Raw genomic sequence first — 20,086 nt, 5'->3', positions numbered from 1 at the left:
GTGGATGACAAGGCGCGGATCATCGCAGAGACGCTGGAGCCGAATGCGATCATTTCCGAGGTCGCCCGCCGTTATGGTCTCAGGCCGCAGCAGGTCTTCGCCTGGCGCCGCGAAGCGCGCAAACAGGCCGCTTCGGTGCAGCAAGATTCTCCTGCCTTTGTGCCGGCGGTTGTGGCGGCGGCGGAACCTGCAGCCAGCCGTTCACCGAAGCAGCGGAAACGGCAAGCCACCCGAGATGCCGGCATGATCGAGCTTGAGATCGACGGCATCGCGATGCGCGTCGGCCGGGGCGCCGATACCAAGACGGTGGCCGCAGTGATCCGCGCGCTGAAGGCGACGTCGTGATCGGGCCGACGGGTGCGGTCAAGGTCATGGTGGCGACGAAGCCCGTCGACTTCCGCAAGGGTGCGGAGGGATTGGCGGCGCTGGTGCGAGAGACAATGGGGGCCGATCCGTTCAGCGGGGCCGTCTACGTCTTCCGGGCGAAGCGGACTGACCGGATCAAGCTGATCTTCTGGGATGGCACCGGGGTTTGCCTGCTAAGCGTTTGGAGGATGGGGAGTTCCGCTGGCCGAAAGTGCATGACGGCATGATGCGGCTGACGGCCGCGCAGCTCTCGGCGCTACTCGAAGGTCTCGACTGGCGGCGAGTCCATGAGGCGCGCCGGACCCGCGTGCCAGCCCAGGCGGGCTGACCCGCGACGAAGTGAATCAGCCTAGATTCCGCTGTCGCGGGCTGTCGGCGAATATGGTCTGATCCGTTCATGGCGATGACGGCTGACCAGCTTCCCGACGATCCGGACGCGCTGAAGGCGATGGTCCTGGCGCACGACGTCGAGAATGCCCGTCTGATTCAGATCATCAAGGAATTGCAGCGTCACCGCTTCGGCCGGCGTGCCGAGACGCTCCCCGAGGATCAATTGCTGCTGGGGCTCGAAGAGGCGGAGCAGATCGAGGCCGCCGGTGAGGAAGAGAAGGAGCAATCTGCTCCCGCCGAGCGGCAAGCAAAGGCCACGAGGCGCCGGGCCAACCGGGGCGCGCTGCCACCCCATCTGCCGCGCGTGGAGATGGTCGTCGACATCGAGGACCATGCCTGCCCATGCTGCCGCAATGGCTTGCATCGGATCGGCGAGGACGTGAGCGAGCGGCTCGACATCGTTCCGGCGCAGCTGCGTGTAATCGTCGTGCGCCGGCCCAAATATGCCTGCCGCGCCTGCGAGGACGTCGTGGTTCAGGCTTCCGGCGCCGGCCCGGCTGATCGAGGGTGGTCTTCCGACCGAGGCAACGGTCGCCCAGGTGCTGGTCTCAAAATATGCCGATCACCTTCCGCTCTATCGTCAGGCGCAAATCTACGCCCGGCAGGGTATCAATCTCGATCGCTCTACGCTCGCCGACTGGGTCGGCCGCGCCGCCTGGCACCTGCGTCCGGTGCATGAGCGGCTGCTTGGCAAGCTGAAGTCCTCGGCAAAACTCTTCGCCGACGAGACGACCGCGCCGGTGCTCGATCCCGGCCGCGGCAAGACTAAGACAGGTCAACTCTGGGCCTATGCCCGCGATGACCGACGATGGGAGGGGAGCGACCCGCCGGGCGTCGCCTATGTCTATGCGCCGGACCGAAAGGCCGAGCGTCCGATCGCTCATCTCGCAGGCTTCACCGGAATCTTGCAGGTCGACGGCTATGGCGGCTATCGCGTGCTGGCCGACAAAAGCGGCGTCACGCTCGCCTTCTGCTGGGCGCATGTCCGTCGGCGCTTTTATGAACTGGCAGCAGCCGGTCCCGCGCCGATCGCCAGTGACGCGCTGAGACGGATCGCCGAACTCTACAAGATCGAGGATGACATCCGTGGCCGATCGGCCAACGAGCGCCGCGCGATGCGTCAGGACAAAAGCCGCGCCATCGTCGCCGATCTCGAACCCTGGCTGCGTGAGAAGCTCGGCCTGATCAGTCAGAAGACCAAGCTCGCAGAGGCAATCCGCTACACGCTCTCACGCTGGGAAGGCCTCTCGCACTTCCTTGACGACGGCCGCATCGAGATCGACAGCAACACCGTCGAACGCTCGATCCGTCCGATCGCAATCTCGGGGTCATTCTGCCCATGTTGGGCAGGAGGTCGAAGTCCCGTGCGCAGCAATGGATCTGGGCTCCCCGCGCGCGTCGCTTGCTGCACTGCTTGAACTGAACAAGCTCTTGATCCAGCGCCGTTTCCGGCGAGGCTCTCCGGATGGTTTCATCATCGGGGAGACTCAAAATGAGAACCTTGCCGCCACCGACACGATCTCTCGTGATCGTTCGCCAGCTCAGCATGCGCTCGACTCGCACAAGCTAGTCGGGCTGAGCGCAGCGCAACGAACGATCGTGATCGCCCGGCTCGCCAATGTGCTGATGGCCGCCGCCGGTATCGTGACGGAGGAGAGCCGCGATGACGAGCCGTAATCTGATTCCGGCCACCATCCTCAAGCGCAAGGCCGTTGTCTATGTACGTCAGTCCACGCAGGCGCAAGTGCAGCTCAATCTTGAGAGCCAGCGTCGGCAATATGAGCTGGTCGACGTCGCGCGGCGCTGGGGATTCCGCAAGGTTGAGGTGATCGACGAGGACTTGGGACGCACCGCAAGTGGAGCTGTGGAACGTCCCGGTTTCGAACGCCTGGTCGACGATCTGTGCACCGGTCATGTGGGCGCTGTGCTTTGCCTGGAGGCGTCCCGCCTGTCTCGCAACGGACCGGACTGGCATCGGCTGCTCGAGTTGTGCGGCGAAGTCGATGCACGGGTGATCGATCTGGACGGAGTCTACGATCCGGGACTGCCGAACGATCGCCTGCTGCTCGGCATGAAGGGGAGCATAAGCGAGTTCGAACTCGGGGTGCTGCGTGCTCGCATGTACGAAGCTGACCGCGCCAAGGCACAGCGCGGCGAACTGCGCATCTCTGTGCCCTTCGGCTACGTCTGGCACCGGGATTACGGTCTCGGGTTCGATCCCGATATACGCCTGCAGGAGACCATTCGCCTGATATTCGCGCGTTTCCGCGAACTCGGCAGTGCCCGCCAGGTCCTGATCTCGATGATCGACGATGGCGTGCATTTCCCCAGACCCTCCGACGGCAAGAAGATGGTGTCCTTCGCCTGGGTTCCGGTCCGCTACCGCAACGTGATCTCCGTCCTGAAGAACCCGTTCTACGCCGGCGCTTATGTCTATGGTAAGAGCGAGAAGCGCACCGAGATCGTGGATGGCCGCGTCCGCAAGAGCTATGGTCATTACAAGCCGGCCAGCGATTGGGCGGTGGTGCTCAAGGAGCATCACGAAGGCTATATCGGATGGAGCGAGTACGAACGGAACCAGGAACTTCTCGCCGCCAACGCCTATGGCAAAGCCGGCGGCGTCAAGTCGGGCCGCGGCGGTCGCGCGTTGCTCCCGGGTCTTCTCTCCTGTGGTCGATGCGGGCGAAGACTGGTTGTCACGTATGCCGGACGTGGCCAAGGTTACCCGGTCTATCGTTGCGAGAACACCATGATGGCGCAGGCGCGATGCATGTCGTTCAACGGCTTTCGCACCGATGCGGCGGTGGCCCGCGAAGCCTTGGAGGCGGTTGCGCCGATGGCGATCGAGGCGGCGTTGGAGGCTGAACAGATGCAGCTGGAGAGCGAAGCCAGGCGGCGGCAGATGATCGAGATGGACCTGCAGCAGGCACGCTATGAGGCATCGCTCGCCGAGCGCCGCTACGCCGCCTGCGACCCGGAGAACCGGCTTATAGCGGCCCAGCTCGAGAGGAACTGGGAAGCTAGGCTCAGGCGCGTGGAGACCTGCGAGGCCCGGCTCAGTGAAGTCCAGCGTATGGAGCCTGTCGACGCGATCCCTGACTTCACCGGCCTCGCCCAGGATCTCGAAGCCGCCTGGAATGCGCCGGGTGTCGATATGCGGTTCCGTCAGCAACTGCTGCGCGCGCTCATCAAGGACATTGTGGCGGACGTCGATGACGACGCGCGCGATGTGATCCTGACCATCCATTGGCATGGGGGCCAGCATTCCCAGGTAAGGGTTCGCAAGTCCAAATCCGGAGAGCATGGCCAGAGTACGCCTGAGGAGGCTCTGGCGGTCATGCGATCCATGGCAACGCGATGGTCGGATGCCGAAATCGCCGCCACACTCAACCGCATGGGCATGAAGACGGGTCAGGGAAAGACCTGGACGGCGCGACGCGTCCAATCCCTGCGCACGGTGCACAAGATCAGCGGCTATCGGTCTTCCGACAAGAACGGCGAGTGGCTTACCATGTCGGACGCGGCCGCGAAGCTTGGCGTGTCGCACGTCAAAATCCGCCGGTTCGTCAGGGACGGCATATTACCAGCCGAGCAGGTCATGCGCGGCGCGCCCTACCAGATCCGCGCCAGCGACCTTGAAGATGAACGGATCAAGGCCGATTTGGCGCGCAAATCTCCGCGTATCATCAACGACGATAATCAGAAATCGCTGTTTCCCGCCATTTGAAGAGGGGGTGCATAATGAATCAGTCTTCGCGCTCAACCGCAAGAACGCGCTCTTCGCAGGCTCTGACGGCGGCGCCGAACACTGGGCAGTCATCGCCTCGCTGATCGAAACCTGCAAGCTCAATGGTGTCGAACCGCTCGGCTTATCTCGCCGATGTCCTCACCAGGATCGTCAACGGCCACCCCAACAGCCAGATCGACGATCTCCTGCCTTGGGTCTACATCAACAAGCTCGAGCTCAAGGCCGTGGCCCGAGAATACCGCTTACTCTTGACATGCACGGGCCGGAACAGGTTAACCCGCATATCTGCGCGATGCCGCGAGCATGGTTGCGGTCGGTCTTGTTGACCTGTGCCTTGAGAACGCCTTGGAATGACGGGGCTCGATACAGGTCACGTAGTCCGGCTGCCGCCAGACCAACCATTGGGATAAGGGGCCGGCTTCAAGCCTGATCCGGGCGAGATTCCATGCGGGGTTCTTCAATGCGTCAGCAAGATCGTCCGGATGACTAGCAACCTTCATCTCTCGGCAAATTCGGCGCCCTTCTCACGATGCAAACGGTGGTCTCTTTCACGGAGACGTCCAGTCCGGCATAATTTTTCATGCTGCGCTTCCTTTCCTGATGCTTGTGGCTGTTCACACAGACCACGTTTTGTCATCATCTCGAAGCGCAGCACTTCAAAACAACCCGTTCAAGGCGGGGGGCAAAGCCGAATACCACAATCTAAACACCTAGCGATGCTGTTCAAATTCGCCTTGCCGGCATGGGACCCCATCGCTGTCATCACAGGAAGCAGTACGTGGGAGGGGAACTGCTCGCAGTGATGAATCGTGTTCCGAGCCACTACCCATTCAGTTTCGTCCCAGTTGTTACCTCCCGTATTCAGGTTGCGGTCGAACCGCGGGAAGGCCGAACTAGTGATTTCCAGGCGAATTTGATGGCCGGCCGGAAACCAATTACTTGTGGCGTCGAGATCAATCTCGATTTTGCATATAACGCTCGGTTCCATGAAAACAGCCCGATCAAAGCCCTCGCGATAGCGGACGCGCAGTATCCCGTCCACCACGTCAATCGCACGGCCATCGGGATGTACGTCCAACAGTCTGGCCACGAAGTCCGTGTCCGGGGCCGAAGAAGAGACGAAGAGGACCGCCCGGACAAATCCGGTAACCTCCATGCCCTCTGTGAGGGGCGGTGAAGTGAAGCAGAGGACGTCTGGACGAAGCTGGACGTCCTGGTAATCGCGGGGTCCTATAGTAGTTCCACTTGACTTCCCGCCGTCCATCCCCAAGAACGGCGCCGGATCCCCAGGGTCGTAGGTAAACGTGTCAGCCGGCTCGTCGGCACTCGGAGGCTCTACATCAAGAGTCCCGTCGCCTAGACGGGTCGCGGCATTCCCGCCGCTGCGGAGGAACCAGTGCTGCAGTTCCACACCAAGAGGGGGCCATTCTGACGCGGCACGCCACTCGTTGCGACCCATCACGTAGTACTGGACGCGGGGCATTCCCTCGATCCGGTCGGGCTTGTCGTTCAGCCAGCAGTCGAACCAGTCCAGGTAGATCTGCCAGCAATCCAGGCGCGCGTCGCCCAGCTCGCGCTCGCCGATAACCGTCGGGGCTTTGAGACTCTCGGTGCCACAATGCGTGGCTGGCGACAGAATGATATGTTGGTGATCGCGTGCCGCCGGGCTCAATCCGCGAGCACTAAAAACGCGCTGCTGGTGAAGCGCGTCGGCAGCCCCCACGTCGTACCACGAGTTCACGAACAGGGCTGGGACGTCGATGGTCGAGTCCTCGCTAAGCATCCCATTCCGATCCCCCCAGGGATCGCCTGGGTCACGCGAGACCCAGTCCTCCCAGTCAGTCGGCGGTCCCCCAAGGCTCTTAAGCATGTTGACGAGCGGCAGCGACGCGAAAGCCCGCTGATACTCCTCATCGCTTTTCGGTTGCACTCGGGACCGGTCCTTCGCTGCGGTTTGGTGGAACCAGGGGACAAACGCGGCAACCTCCACCGCACCGCCGAGACGGAGATCCCCGTTGCGATATCGCCCTCCGGCAGAGCCGTTCGCGCCGCCCGATCCCTGCGCAATTGCGCATCGGTGGGCTGGATGGCACAACTGCGCCAGCAAAACCTGCGCGATACCAAGCGCCGAGCACCCATATGTGCCCACGCGTCCATTCGACCATGGCTGCTGCGAAATCCAGGACAGCGTGTCATAACCGTCGTCCCCTATATGTTCCCTAGCGTATACGCCGCCGGAATCGAAGACGCCACGACGCTCCTGCACAAGTACAGCGAACCCTTGTCCAGCAAACATTCTTGCCACTTTGTGGCGAGGCTCAACCGGACAGCGATAGGGCGTCTTACCGTATGGAGTTCGGATAAGGATTGACCCGAGTTCCCCAGTGTAACCAATAGGCCGATACAGGTCCGTGGCGAGCTCAACGCCGTCCCGCATTGGAACGCGCAAGCCGGTCTGCAAAACCACTTCGTATCGCGGCGTTGGCGGTTTAATCGGGCCTAGTTCATTACACACTTCAGAGTGCCTCCCAGACATTGAGACTGATTCAAGATGGAGTGGCCAATTTCGACGGGTCTCAGCATTCTATCTGCATGGTGGTGTTCCAGCCCACCTGCCTGTGCAATACCAGATGGAATACGCTCATTGGGGTGGCGCTGATTGCATGCCTTTCACTTAGCGAGCCAGCAGGCTGACAGGTGCTGTGGTCCAACTTCGATCGCCGGCGGCTCCTCAGCTTTGCAACGGTCGAAGGCAAGCGGGCAACGAGGATGGAAACGGCAGCCCTTCGGCACGCGCGCGGCACTTGGAACCTCGCCCTGCAGGGCCGGCAACTCGGCGCGACCTGCGTTGCCGCCAATCTGCGGTGTGGCGTTGCGCAAGGCGACGGTATACGGATGGCGAGGGTTGAATGTGATCTCGTCGGCGCTACCAATCTCGACCAATTTTCCAAGATACAAGACCGCAATCCGGTCGGCGATCAGCCAGGCAAGGGGCAAATCGTGGGTGATGAACAGCAGCGCCATGTTGTGCCTGTCGCGCAAGTCAACCAGGACCTGAAGAATCTGAGCGCGTATCGAGACATCGAGCATCGATACAGGTTCATCAGCAACGATGAGTTCCGGCCGGACGGCAAGCGCTCCTGCAATCACGACGCGCTGGCGCTGCCCGCCGGATAGCTCGTGCGGGAAGCGGGCGAAGAAATCGCCGGGAGGATTGAGCCCAGCGGCCGCAAGCGCTTCACTCACCCGGTCGGCGAGTTGAGTGGCGTTACCGACCAGCCGCAGGGACTGCAACGGCTCCGCCACGATGTCGAACACGGTGTGTCGCGGATTGAGGGCCTGATAAGCGTCCTGGAAGATCATTTGCACGCGACGCCGGTACGGACGTAGAGCCGAGAAGCCCTCTACCGACCTCATGTCGCGGCCTTCGAACAGCATTCTGCCGCCAGTCGGCTTGGCAAGCTTGGTGATGACGCGGCCCACAGTGGTCTTGCCGCTTCCCGATTCGCCGACCAGGGCGACGATCTCGCCCCGCCCGACGTTGAGGTCGATCCCGTCTACCGCGCGCATGGCGCCGACAGATCGGCCCAGGACACGGTCGAACAGACCGCCCTGGATAGGAAAATGAACTTGCAGGCTCTCGAGACGCAGGATGCCGGCAGTGTCAGGCATGAACAGCGACCTTGTCTTCTTGCGTCAAGGACCGGTGAAGGTGACAGGCGACACGTCCCCGCCCGAACTTATTGAGGCTGGGGACTTCGGTCGCGCACCCCCCCATGACCGACGGGCAACGCGGATGGAAAGCGCAGCCCGAGGGTCGATTCACCAAGTTGGGAGGATCACCCGGTATTGGCCGGATCATCTTTTTGCCGCTCGCTGGGTTCGGGATCGATTCGATCAGCTGTCGGGTGTAGGGATGTTTGGGCTGGGCGAAAATCTCGGCGACAGTGCCATCCTCGACGATGCGGCCCGCGTACATGATCATTACGCGATCACAACACTTAGCCACCACAGAAAGGTCGTGGGTGATCAAAATCAGGGCGAGGCTCAACTGCGATCGCAAGTCGCCTAGCAGGTTAAGGATCTGAGCCTGAGTGATGACGTCGAGCGCTGTGGTGGGCTCGTCACCAATGATAATCGAAGGTCGACACGCGAGCGCCATGGCAATCATCACCCTTTGTCGCATTCCGCCCGACAACTCGTGAGGGTAGGCGGAACCACGATCCGCCGGGATGCCGACCAGTTGAAGCAACTCACTTCCCCGCTTGGTCGCCTCGCCCCGCGACATGCCGAGCTTCAGCATGCATGGCTCGGCGATCTGCTTGATAATGCGGTGAACAGGATTAAGTGCGTTCATCGCGCCCTGGAAGACAACGGACGTTTCGCTCCAGCGATGTGGCCGCATCGCCGCATCATCGTCGATCGGCAGTCGGTTGCCACGATAGCGCACTTGGCCGCCGCTGACCCGCGCGTTGGGTGATAGTAGACCAGCGATCGCCATCGCGGTCGTGGTCTTGCCACTGCCCGATTCTCCGACGAGGCCCACGGCCTCTCCGGCTCGGAGCGCGAAGCTTACGCCGTCGATTGCTCGCAATGAAACGCCCTTGAGCCCATAATCGACAGAGAGCCGGTCTATTTCCAGAAGCGGTGTTTTGTCCTGGGAGGAGCTGGTCATGGGATCACCCTCCGCCGTGGATTGAACGTGTCGTCAAGGGCACTGCCAATCAGGACGAAGCTAAGCGAAACCGTGAGTACGCACAGTCCTGGGGCGCCGAGGTACCACCAGGCTCCAGCACTGGCCGCGCCGGCGCGCTGAGCGAGCGAAAGCAAAGTGCCCCATGAAGGCTGCAACGGGTCCCCGAGTCCAAGGAATGAGAGCGATGTCTCGACATAGATTGCGCTGGCGACCACCAGCGCACCATTGGCTGCGATTTGCGGCACGAGATTGGGGAGGATGTGCCGCACCATGATGCCGAAATTACTGCTACCCGCAACGCGCGCACGATCAATGAATGGTCGCTCCTTAAGCGACAGTGTCTGACTCCGGACGATACGTGCAACAAAGGACCAGCTTGTCATGCCTATAACGACAATGATCACGAAAAGAGAAGGACGGAAGCCCAGGATTTCTCCACCGCGCCCCATCACCTCGAGAACCACGGGTGTAATGACCAGCGCCAGCACGAAGGACGGCATGACAAAAAAGAAGTCTGTCAAGCGCATCAGCCAGACGTCGACCCTGCCACCATAGTAGCCAGCGGTCGTACCGATTGTAGTCCCAACGACGAGGCTGATCACAGTCGCGAGTAGCGCAATCGTAAGCGAGATCCGGGCACCATGGAGGACCAGATTGAGCACGTCCCGCCCGATTTCGTCCGTGCCGAGCAGATGCTCGCCTGATGGGGGTGCGAGGAAATCGCCAGTTGCATTGATCGCAGTCTGGAGCGGTCCCGCCAGAATATTGGGGACCGCTCCCACAACAAGAAAGAATACCAGACATACGAGGCCCACCTGAGCACCGCCATAGCTGAGAAATTGACGCAGAAAGCCTTTTATTGCGCGCGCCCGGCCTCGCGGGCAATATCGAACAATATTGTCGCTCATTGTCGGACCCTCGGATCTAGAAGGCTGTAGGCAAGATCGGCTACGAGGTTTGCGAGAACAATTGAAACGCCAAGCAACAGGAATATGCCTTGAAGGACTGGGTAGTCCCGTGCGTTGAGTGCTTCCACCGTCAGCCCGCCGATACCCGGCCAGGCGAAAACGGCTTCGACAGTGATGGCCCCGGCGACCACATAGCCAATATTGAGGGTGATCAAGGTCACGACCGGTAGCATTGCATTGCGAAATGCATGACGCATCAGCATTTGACCGTTGGTCAGCCCTTTCGCCCGTGCGGTTACCATGTAATCCTCGGTGAGTACGTCACTCATTGCGGCACGAGCGACGACGACGTACTGGCCGATTAGCCCAAGCGCCACCGCAGTGGCGGGAAGCGTGAGATGTTGCAGGTAGTCGAGGAACGAACCAAGAGAGCCCGTGATCAGGCCGGGCGAGTATGCACCATAGCCCGGGAGCCAACCCAATGCCGTGCTGAAGATTACCACCAGGATCATGCCGAGCCAGAAAGCCGGCGTAGAATAGAGCGCCAGAGAGGCTCCGGTTGCGATACGGTCGCCGGCTCCTCCCCGGCGCCAGCCTGCGTAGATCCCAAGCATCACCCCAATAACGATTGCCATTATCTGAGCAACCCCGACTAGGACTATGGTGTCCGGCAGGCGTTCCGCTATCAGGTCTGCGACATGCCTGCCCCTGAACTTGAAGCTGTAGCCGAAATCGCCGCGGAGTGTTGCCGACAGGTAGTCGACCGCCTGGTCCGGGAACAGCGGCCGGTCAAGGCCCCAACGTTGGTTCTGCGCCTCAATCTGCTCGGCGGTGACGCTGACGCGCGCCCCGCCAAGCAAAAGAGATGCAGGGTCACCTGGAATAACTCGGAATAGGATGAAGTTCAGGACTGCCACCATCAGGAGGGTTATAGAGGCCCTGACGATGATGCGCAGGATGTGACGGCTCCCTCCCCCTCCGTTCACGGCGCGGGCACCGGCTTCAAGCGATCGAATGGGAAGTAGCTGTCCATCGACATGATGCCTTGCTTTCCCCAACCCTCGAAGCAATCCCTCCGGTGGGCTTCGAGCAGGGTGGGGTAACATAGTACGATGTAAGGCGCTTCAGTATAAATTAGTCGCGCTGCCTGGTCGACCAGCTTTTGGTTTTTCTTGAGGTCAACGGTGACCTGCACCTCCGCGAACAGTTTGTCGAACTCCGCATTCGTCCAGTACGCCTTGTTCTTGATGCCGATGGAATTGCTGCTGCCGAAGATGAGCAGGTCTTTAGGTGTTGGGCCTTGCCAGGTATCGGAAATGAGCAGATCCCACCCTCCGCCGCCTTTCGCCGGAGCTGCGGCGCGGGCGCTCAGCGCACCGGAGTCGAGCCGAGTCACCGATACAGGGATACCGATTTGCTCCAACCAGCCAGCGATAAACTGCACTGCCGCGACCGGCATCTCTATATTTGCTGAAGGTCCAGACACCAGCTCTAGCTGGAAACTCTTCCCGTCCTTGTCCTCCCGAATGCCATCGCCGTTCGTGTCCCGGTACCCTGCGGCGTCAAGCCGGCGGTTGGCTTCGGCGAGATCGAAGTGGCGCCTGATGTCGTTCAGATCTGAATAGTAATCGGCCGCCACCGGCATTGCGAGTCCGACACCAGGGTCGGCGTGTCCGCGCATGGCTCGATCGACGATGGCCTTCTGATCGATCGCGTAGCCGAGCGCATCGCGAAACGCCGGATCCTGCAGAGCCTTGGTGCTACCTGCGCCATCTCCCGAAGCGGTGTTGAAGGCGAGATAGGTTTTCTGAGCTATGCGGGATTCACCGACTACAATGTCGGGATCCTTCGAGAGATCAGCCCACTGGGCGGACGTCAGGTAGTTGCCATAATCGAGTTCCCCGCTCTTAAGACCTTGCGCAATCGGATCGGCGGCATCGAAGGACCGCAGGATCACCCCCGCGATTTGGGGCTTCCCCGTACGGAAATAGGGGTTCGGCGTCAGGCGTGTAAACTGGCCCTGGTGAAACTCCGAAACGATCATAGGTCCCGTACCCACCAAAGGCGGATCGTTGCGGAAGGTTACGCGTGCGTCAGCATAGCTGATGTCCTTCCAAATGTGCTCGGGAACGATCATTATGATATTGTCTATTGGCCAGGTCGCGGGGAACTTGGTCACGATCTGCAAAGTCTCGTCGTCGAACGCTTTGATGGACTCGACGTTCTCAAGACCGCTGGTGCTGTTCCACCCGACGTTTAGCTCGTCGGGCTTGCCTATGGAATCGTGCAAATAACTATAAGTGAACGCCGCGTCCCTAGCGGTAGCAGGCTGGCCGTCCGACCACTTCATGCCGGGCCAGATCTTGAAGGTCCAAGTGAGGTTGTCGTCGGCGACGGACCAAGATTGGGCAAAGCCCTTTCGATCGTCGTATCGCTGGGCGTCTATGCAGACCAAGAAATCATAGCAAATAGCCAAGGGCCAAAAGGAGCCCCAAGTGGCGAAGGGGTTCATCGAATCAGGGCCTCCACCCAGTCCGCCGATTCGCAGGATGCGATCGTCGCACGACGAGGCGAACGCCCTCGAGTTAATCCCCCAAGGGGTCGCCGAAATCGCCAGCATTGCCTTCATAAGCGCACGACGATTATATGAGTATTGGCTCATTTTATCCTCCCTGTTTGCCGGCTTTATCATCACTTCATGTTCACACGACCACGATGATCTACGGCCTCAACCCGGAACATCTGGCTTCCTTTTGACGGAAGCTCCACAGTCCCCTCATTCCAGATAAGTAGCAGTGCCCAGGGGGGTGGTTCCTGCAAATTGGCCGCTGTGCCTGCATGAATCCGGCGTTTTTCTCGATTCTGGGCACAGCTAGCCAGAATTAAAGTCGATTGGCCGGTTCCAGCTCCTGGCGGCGCCCACGGACAATTCGCATATAGCAAACGAGGCAGTCATTCAGGTTCTGTTCGCGACCTCGGGTTGGAGGGTCCCGTCGAGCCGCAAACGCCTTTATCACGGATGTGTGATGTCGGAATGTCGATGCCGAAATTCCAGAGGATATCCTCTTCCGGCACACGACGGTCTAAGAGGCGTTCGACAAGCTGCGCGCCGCGCAACAACACGGAGCTTGAGCCGCCCGTTGAAAAACGATGTAAACGCTGATGGATCTCCAGCCTGATGCGTGGCCGCCAGCTCGTCGACCGTGAACTATCCGCAAGCCATTGATCTGGCCTTTTGATTGAGGCGGATAGCGTCTTTTGAATTGCAGGATTAGCGGTATTTGGACGCTGTTTTCCTGCAATTCGGTTTTGCGATTCCCTTGTGCTGCGGAGCGTGATTCACTCGGTTCGGCGGCGGCGAATCGAGGGGACGGCGAATGTCCAAGCCACGCGAGACGGGAGAGCAGGACCTGTTCCGCTCCAGGCTCGATCAGATCATCAACATGAAGCAGGCGATCGACCGGCCGGTGCTGGAGGAGCGTTTCGGCGCCGTCTATTCGGACGGCCCCGGCATGCCGCCGCTGCCGACCCGGCTGATGGCGGGGCTGGCGATCCTCAAGCACACCTTCAACCTGTCGGATGAGGTGCTGTGCGAGCGCTGGGTGGAGAACCCTTATTTCCAGTATCTCACCGGCGAGACGTTCTTTTGCCATACGCTGCCGTTCGACCGCTCCTCGATGACGCGTTGGCGCAGCCGCATGGGCGAGGAGCGGATCGTGGTGCTGTTGCAGGAGAGCCTCAGCCTTGCGGTCAAGACCGGGGCGATGAAGCCGGCCGACACGCGCCAGGTGATCGTCGACACAACCGTGCAGCCGAAGAACGTCATGTTCCCGACCGACGCCAAGCTCATCAACCGGGCGCGCGAACGGCTGGTGCGGCTGGCCAAGAGGACGGGTCTCCATTTGCGCCAGAGTTATGTGCGGGTCGGCAAGCTGGCGCTGATCAGCCACCAGCGCTATGCCCACGCCAAGCAGTTCAAGCGGGCCAACAAGGCGCTGCGCAGGCTCAAGACCTATCTCGGCCGGACCATTCGCGACATTTCTCGCCAGATCGCCGGCGATGCGGGGCTGGACGCGCTCTTCAAATGGCCGTTCTACCAGGCCGCCACCGTTCTCTAGCAACGCCAGCGCCAGCGCGGCCGCAAGATCTACAGCCTGCACGCGCACGAGGTGGAATGCATTGGCAAGGGCAAGGCGCATATGCCCTACGAGTTCGGTGTGAAGGTGTCGGTGGCCACCACGCTGAAGCGCTCCAAGGGCGGCCAGTTCGCCCTGCATGCAAAAGCGCTGCCCGGCAATCCCTATGACGGCCACACGCTGGCAAGCGTCATCCCCGACATGGAAAAGACCATCGGCAACGAGATCGGCCGCATCCTCGCCGACGCCGGCTATCGCGGCCACAACGCACCGCAGAGCCACAAGCTCAGGGTCTTCACCGCGGGCCAGAAACGCCGCGTCACCCCAGCCATCAAGCGCCAGATGCGACGGCGGTCGGCGGTCGAGCCCGTCATCGGCCACATCAAGAACGAACACCGCATGGGCCGCAACTACCTCGCCGGCCAGCAGGGCGACGCCCTCAACGCCGTCCTGGCCGCCGCCGGATACAACTTCTCCCTCCTGCTCAGGTGGCTGAAGTGGTTTTTGTCGCTCTTGATCGCCCTGCTTCAACTCCGGCCGAAGTCGGTCGCCGCTTAGGGCTCGGATTGTTCACGGTCGACTAGTGAGCACTCTCCAATATGTTAGGCTCTGTCGCAGTAGCGCAACAAGCTCAGTCTTTGGATGGGTGGTATGAGGATGAGACGACTGAATGTGTACAGGCTCAGTCTTTTTATCGAGGCTCTCGTTTTTGTCGTAAGCGCGTTCGGTGCGACGTGGCTTACCAGCTTTGTGAACGCGCCATGGTGGACATATGTGATTATAGCGGCCATCGCTATGGGCATGTTCGTCGCCGTGCGTGGGGTCCTTTCTGAGCCGCAACGTATGGGACTCTTGGCACACAACTCGGCAGCGACCTCTGCGTGAACCCAGACGCCTTGAAAATGTGCCCGATGCGTCCGGATTTTTGGCGGTGATCTTCATCAAATGCGATGAGCTGCAATTTCTGGCGACGGCCACGCTAAGGGCGGGCCTCCAGCACCATGTTGAACGGTGTCTCCGCGGCGCGACGCAATCGCTTGAAGCCGCCGCCGGTCACAACCTTGCGCAGCCTCGCCTCACCGGCCTGGGCTCCAAGCGCGAGCCCGACTTCCTGCGACACGGATGCGGGCGTGCACACGAAAGTGGAAGCGGCATAGTAAACGCGGCCGACGGGATTGAGGTTCGCCGCCAGATGATCATGCGCGAACGGCTCGACGATCATCCACGTGCCGTCCGGCTTGAGCGATCCGTGGACATGGGTGGCGGCGCCCGTCGGGTCGCCCATGTCGTGAAGGCAATCGAAGAATGTGACGAGGTCATAGGTTCCGGGATAGCTCTTGGCGGCCGCCACGTCGAACCGCGTGTTAACGCCGACGCCGGCTACCTCGGCCGCCTTGCGGGCGCGCTCAATCGAAGGGGCATGATAGTCGAAGCCGACGAAGCGCGAATTGGGGAAGGCCTGTGCCATGAGCACGGTCGATGCACCATGACCGCATCCAACATCCGCGACGTCCACGCCGCGTTCGAGCTTCTCGACGACGCCCTCCAAGGCCGGCAGCCAGGAGTCGATCAGATTGGCATTGTAGCCTGGACGGAAGAACCGTTCCGTACCGCGAAACAGACACGCGCTATGATCGTGCCACCCGACGCCCTTGCCGGACTGGAATGCCTGCCTCACCTTTTCTTCATCGAGCCACAGCGCGGACAGGAACTCGAATGCGCCTGCCATGAAGGCCGGGCTGTCTTCATCAGCGAACACCAGCTCTTGCTCGGCGTTGAGATAGAATTTGTCGCTCGCTTCATCGTAGTCGACGTAACCCGCCGCCGCCTGCCCGGAAAGCCATTCCCTTACGAGGCGTTCCTGGGTGCCGGTGCGTGTCGAAAGTTCGGCGGCCGTCATCTTGCCGCCTTCGCGCAATGCCTTGAACAGGCCGAGTCTGTCCCCCAGCAGGACTCCCGCGCCCGTTGCGATCGCACCGAGATCGCCGACCATTTTCCCCAAGAATGCGTCCAACTTTTCCTGATTCGCTTCAGACATCTGAATCTCCCTTTGGGTTCAATCTCTCCAGGCGACGGAGCCGTGCTCGTCATGAGGCGCCTTGAGCATCAGATGCTCGAAGACATGCAGATATCCCCGGCGGCTCATTCCGCGCTGCCGATCCTGCACCAGACCATATGGGTGACGACCGGCGCGGTGGTCGGGAATGACAGCCACCTCCATGCCGTTGAAAAGCAGGAAATCCGTCACTTTGCCCTCGTCGGTAACCGGCGGAGCCGGAGTGGTCGTCACCAGGGCAAGCCCTGTTGCAGCAGGTATCCTTGGGCAGCCTGTCAGAACATCGATGACTCCGGTTGTGGTGCCGGGGTGGGCGATCAGGGGCCAAGTGATTGTTCCGCGGCGGCTGTATGTTGTGGTAAGGTGATCATGCGAACTCTTGTTGGTCGGTCACGTGTTTTGCGGATGACCCGCATGTACTGTGCCAAATGAGAAAACCATTCAAACGCAATCCAGTAGATCTGACTGTATCCGACATTGTCGGAATTTGGACATCGCCGAACGCGAAGCGCTCGGGGCTTGTGACGATACTTGAGCGTGCTGCTTCGGAGGAGGGATGAGCCTCGAACCGGCCGCGAGGCCTTTTTCTGGCAACGGATATTCCGGCCGGGTTAGGCCGCGAGGAAAGCGACGGTGAATAAGAGGTAGAGGACCAACCGTTTTGAGCGGGTAGTTGCCGTGTTGCGCCCCCAGGCAAAGGCCAGCACCACGGAGCAGTATTTCTGGTGGCGATACTACAACGCCTTTTAGTGCCGGTTACCCGTTTTTACCCAGTTGGCCTGGTGCATTCAGAGCGAGCTCGTTGGAAACCGCTTATTGTGGCTATGAGCGAACTCGGGATGGAGGAGTGGACCCAAAAATTGGCAAAATGCCCCAGGGAGGATTACATGGGTCGCTCATTCCCCGTACTCGTTACAGGTGCGCGTCGCTTCGCAAACAGCTTGCTTTTGACTTGGCGTTTTTTGCCGTCTCGGCATCGCTCACTAATTCGGCCGCTGCCGACACCGTGAACTGGCGTCAATTCGAAGGGACCAGCATAACTTGGGCCTACGACATCCACCCCTATGCGGATGCTCTCGCTGCGCAATTTCCGGAGTTCGAGAAGCTGACCCGGCATCAAGGTCACGCCGGAACTCTACCCAGACGATTCTTACTGGAACAAGATGACGATCCAACTGACGACGAAGTCGCCAGCATGGGATGTGTTCGGCACTGGCATTCAGCCCGCGTAGGACCTCGCTCCGAGTGGCGCCCTGGAGCCGCTGGACAAATACCTGAGCGATTGGAAGCTTACCGATGCTGGATACGACTACATTACGTGGACATGATCAAGAAGTGCGCGGCTCCTTCCTTCGCGTCCGGCCGCAGCGCGATGACGATCGACTCAAATATGTTCGGCTTCTGGAACGATGTTGCGGGGAAGCCGGCATCCGGCAAGATCGCCTTCGCTCCGCCGCTGCACGCACCGAGCGCCACGAGCTTGGAGTCTGACATCTGGATCTGGGCTCTCGCCATGAACGCGGCTTCCGAAAAGAAGGGCACGGCCTGGCTGTTCATCCCGTGGGCCACCTCCAAGCAGGTGGCGCTCAAGGGTGCCCTTGCTGGCCAGCTCGTCAATCCGCCGCGCACGTCGACCTGGCAGACGACACCTGGACTAAGTACGCTTCGCAGCCCGAGTTCAACAACTTCGTTGACAGCTTCAAAAAGATACAGGACCAAGCCGCGCTGGCTTTCACACCGCGTGTCGGCTTCGGCGAAGCCATGAACGCATGGGCCGTGGCGATGCAGAAGATGGTAAACGGCGATGACGTCGAGACGACGTTGAGGGCGCTTGCCGAAGAAATCCGCACTGGCCTCTGATCAAAAGGAACAGGGCAGTACTATTGCACTGCCCTGTTCCCGCCAACGGCGGAGATCACGCCGTGTCACCCCAAGCACTTAAACCCAGCGTGCCGATGGCAGCCGAAGGACCTGGCGCGCGCGCCTCGTCCGGTTCGGCTTCGCTGGAGGGGCGTTCCATCGACTGTTTCAGCCTTGCAATCATCCAGGCGCTGGCCAAAAGCCAGATGGAGCGCCGGCTCAGGAACCGGCGCAAAAACTCGAGCCTGCCGGCGCTGATCGAGCTGGTGCTGGCGCGGCCGCTGGTGTCGGCAGGTCTGGTCGCGGCCGAGCTGAAAATTAGCCAGCGCGCTGCGCTCGGGCTGGTGCCGAACTCGGCATCCGTGAGGTGACCGGCAGGGGGCGCTACCGGGCGTGGGACCCCGTTTAGCTGCGGCGGGCTTTGGCGAAAGCGACAGCACTGATGATTTTTGCTGTACGCTCATTCTCCCTCATCTGCGCGTTGACAGAAAACCAGCAGGCGAGGGTCACAGCACGCTGTGCTCCCCGCGATTTCCGGAAAACCAATGAAAAACGACTTTGATCGATCGCGCGGGACGTATCATTCAACCATGTCGAGAACGGGCGTGACGGCACGTACACTATGGACCGAGAGAACTTTGTCTGGCGACTTTGCGCACGCTTGCAAAACTCTTCGGAAAACTTCCTTCTGTTGATCCAATGATCGTAATGAGCTGGAGTGGCATCGCCGCTCTCCTCGGTTCTTGCTCTCTCAGTTGAACTTGATGCTAGCCTGCACGAAAACGCCGTAGCGCTTTGCCTTCCAATCGTCGGCCTGCGGGGAACCACGACCGCCCATTGCCTCTTCGAAATGAGCGGTGCCGTTATTCGCCACGGCCGCAACACCGCCTCGAGCTGGACGCCATGCCCATCGCCGTCTTCGGGAATTAGCTTGATCTTGGGCGCATGTGGTGCTGCTCTTTGCCGTCGAGCCGCGTGAAGAGGAACGCCACGTCACCAGAAAGGCTGAGTCGCTCGGTGAGTTGCGTCTGCCCGGCCAAGCCGAGTCGCAGCGAATGCCAATCGTTGTCCTGGCTGAGAGGTTGACGTAGGTGGGACGGTTGGCACACAGGTTCCCCAGTTGGTCGCCTGCTGCGTGCAACCGAAAGCATCGTAGCTCTCGTGCCAGAAATTGTTGCCAACAAAAGCACCGATGCGGTAGCGCGGTGAGTTCAAGAAATTATATCCAAGATCGGCGGTGAAATAGCTGACGCCGCCCCCGCGCTGATCACTGAATGTGTTTGAGTAGCCCCCCATTTCCGTAAGAAGTCCTCGTCATGAGAAAATCCTCCCTGATGCCGCCCGCACCGAGGAGGCCTTTACGAAAATGCCAGTCGGATTGTGGACTCGAATGCGCGTCTAGATCGTCATAGGTGAGCCGCGAGACCAGTGACGTACCTTTATGATTGTAAAGTTCCTTCGATGCGTTGCCGGTACTGGCCAGTAACGTAGTCCACCCTCGAAGGAAAAGACTGAGGCCGCCGACCCGGCTACCGACGCCGACTCGCAATCACCGGCACTCGACGGCGGTTCGGAACTTCTCGGTGCCGCAGCGCCGGCCAAGCCGGACGGGCCCGGTGAAAAATTCGTCGTCGAGGGCAAGGCGCCCGCTGCTGCGCCCGGCCGCGCCGACGATTTTTCTTGGCCGCCAAGGCGGCAGCCTGCGGCCGGGGCCACAACCGAAACGACCACGGCGATCAGTCCGTAAGCTGCCCGGGGCAGCGGAAGGGCGGAAAGCGCCTTCAGGTGGCCGCACAAGTAGGGTCTCGAGACGGACTCAGCGCGGCAGCACGCTCGATCCCATCAGCGCCTCATCGATGGCGCGCGCCGCCTGGCGGCCCTCGCGGATCGCCCAGACGACCAGCGACTGGCCGCGCCGCACGTCGC

12 protein-coding genes and 7 pseudogenes are annotated in these 20,086 nt (G+C 60.7%); 10 read left to right on the top strand and 9 right to left on the bottom strand.

The window, feature by feature from the left end:
* The 6 genes and pseudogenes from EOA22_RS04170 to EOA22_RS04150 all read left to right on the top strand — a co-directional run.
* Positions 1-345 (top strand): transposase (locus tag EOA22_RS04170; protein ID WP_164755233.1); only part of this gene is annotated, 345 nt, incomplete at its 5' end.
* A pseudogene (gene tnpB / locus EOA22_RS04165) lies at positions 342-694 on the top strand (IS66 family insertion sequence element accessory protein TnpB). The gene EOA22_RS04170 and the pseudogene tnpB, both read left to right, overlap by 4 nt.
* 69 nt (positions 695-763) lie before the next feature.
* A pseudogene (locus EOA22_RS04160) lies at positions 764-2,081 on the top strand (IS66 family transposase); the annotation flags it as partial.
* Positions 2,082-2,130: 49 nt separating this feature from the next.
* Complete coding sequence (locus EOA22_RS37600) at positions 2,131-2,433, top strand: hypothetical protein (protein WP_063169337.1); 303 nt, start codon at positions 2,131-2,133, stop codon at positions 2,431-2,433.
* Positions 2,420-4,483, top strand: a complete 2,064-nt coding sequence (locus EOA22_RS04155) for a recombinase family protein (RefSeq protein WP_063169338.1) — start codon at positions 2,420-2,422, stop codon at positions 4,481-4,483. Before EOA22_RS37600 ends, EOA22_RS04155 begins: the two co-directional genes overlap by 14 nt.
* Positions 4,484-4,511: 28 nt before the next feature.
* Positions 4,512-4,704, top strand: a pseudogene (locus EOA22_RS04150) (transposase domain-containing protein); the annotation flags it as partial.
* A 44-nt stretch (positions 4,705-4,748) separates the two neighbouring features.
* On the opposite strand, the pseudogene EOA22_RS38625 reads toward EOA22_RS04150, so the two are convergent.
* From EOA22_RS38625 to EOA22_RS04115, 7 genes and pseudogenes are all read right to left on the bottom strand, one after another.
* Positions 4,749-5,086, bottom strand: a pseudogene (locus EOA22_RS38625) (IS110 family transposase); the annotation flags it as partial.
* Positions 5,087-5,174: 88 nt separating this feature from the next.
* Positions 5,175-6,941, bottom strand: coding sequence for a CocE/NonD family hydrolase (locus tag EOA22_RS04140; RefSeq protein ID WP_206617005.1), 1,767 nt, complete (start codon positions 6,939-6,941; stop codon positions 5,175-5,177).
* A 233-nt stretch (positions 6,942-7,174) separates the two neighbouring features.
* Positions 7,175-8,176, bottom strand: a complete 1,002-nt coding sequence (locus tag EOA22_RS04135; protein ID WP_063169341.1) for an ABC transporter ATP-binding protein — start codon at positions 8,174-8,176, stop codon at positions 7,175-7,177.
* Positions 8,169-9,179 (bottom strand): ABC transporter ATP-binding protein, encoded by a 1,011-nt coding sequence (locus EOA22_RS04130; protein ID WP_063169342.1) that lies wholly within the window; start codon positions 9,177-9,179, stop codon positions 8,169-8,171. Before EOA22_RS04130 ends, EOA22_RS04135 begins: the two co-directional genes overlap by 8 nt.
* Positions 9,176-10,108 (bottom strand): ABC transporter permease, encoded by a 933-nt coding sequence (locus tag EOA22_RS04125; protein ID WP_063169343.1) that lies wholly within the window; start codon positions 10,106-10,108, stop codon positions 9,176-9,178. Before EOA22_RS04125 ends, EOA22_RS04130 begins: the two co-directional genes overlap by 4 nt.
* Positions 10,105-11,094 carry an ABC transporter permease gene (locus tag EOA22_RS04120; RefSeq protein WP_063169344.1) on the bottom strand — a complete coding sequence of 330 codons (990 nt, stop codon included), beginning with the start codon at positions 11,092-11,094 and terminating at the stop codon, positions 10,105-10,107. The genes EOA22_RS04125 and EOA22_RS04120 overlap by 4 nt, the downstream gene beginning before the upstream one ends.
* Positions 11,091-12,770, bottom strand: coding sequence for an ABC transporter substrate-binding protein (locus EOA22_RS04115; protein ID WP_063170379.1), 1,680 nt, complete (start codon positions 12,768-12,770; stop codon positions 11,091-11,093). Before EOA22_RS04115 ends, EOA22_RS04120 begins: the two co-directional genes overlap by 4 nt.
* 715 nt (positions 12,771-13,485) lie before the next feature.
* On the opposite strand from EOA22_RS04115, the pseudogene EOA22_RS04110 reads away from it, so the two are divergent.
* Positions 13,486-14,802: pseudogene (locus tag EOA22_RS04110) on the top strand (IS5 family transposase).
* 421 nt (positions 14,803-15,223) lie between these two features.
* Here the strand turns inward: EOA22_RS04110 and EOA22_RS04105 are convergent.
* Both EOA22_RS04105 and EOA22_RS04100 read right to left on the bottom strand, forming a co-directional pair.
* Positions 15,224-16,282 carry a class I SAM-dependent methyltransferase gene (locus tag EOA22_RS04105; RefSeq protein WP_024504268.1) on the bottom strand — a complete coding sequence of 353 codons (1,059 nt, stop codon included), beginning with the start codon at positions 16,280-16,282 and terminating at the stop codon, positions 15,224-15,226.
* Between the two features lie 57 nt (positions 16,283-16,339).
* A pseudogene (locus EOA22_RS04100) lies at positions 16,340-16,561 on the bottom strand (insulinase family protein); the annotation flags it as partial.
* A gap of 691 nt (positions 16,562-17,252) precedes the next feature.
* On the opposite strand from EOA22_RS04100, the gene EOA22_RS04095 reads away from it, so the two are divergent.
* From EOA22_RS04095 to EOA22_RS38620, 3 genes and pseudogenes are all read left to right on the top strand, one after another.
* Positions 17,253-18,065, top strand: coding sequence for an extracellular solute-binding protein (locus EOA22_RS04095; RefSeq protein ID WP_245478590.1), 813 nt, complete (start codon positions 17,253-17,255; stop codon positions 18,063-18,065).
* Positions 18,066-18,222: 157 nt separating this feature from the next.
* Complete coding sequence (locus EOA22_RS39670; protein ID WP_236473435.1) at positions 18,223-18,531, top strand: helix-turn-helix domain-containing protein; 309 nt, start codon at positions 18,223-18,225, stop codon at positions 18,529-18,531.
* A gap of 1,181 nt (positions 18,532-19,712) precedes the next feature.
* Positions 19,713-19,907, top strand: a pseudogene (locus tag EOA22_RS38620) (DUF459 domain-containing protein); the annotation flags it as partial.
* Positions 19,908-20,086 lie beyond the last annotated feature (179 nt).

This window comes from Mesorhizobium sp. M7A.F.Ca.US.014.04.1.1, from assembly GCF_003998745.1.
In the GTDB taxonomy this organism is placed as follows: Bacteria; Pseudomonadota; Alphaproteobacteria; order Rhizobiales; family Rhizobiaceae; genus Mesorhizobium; species Mesorhizobium ciceri.
This window is presented reverse-complemented; position numbering and strand designations above follow the sequence as displayed.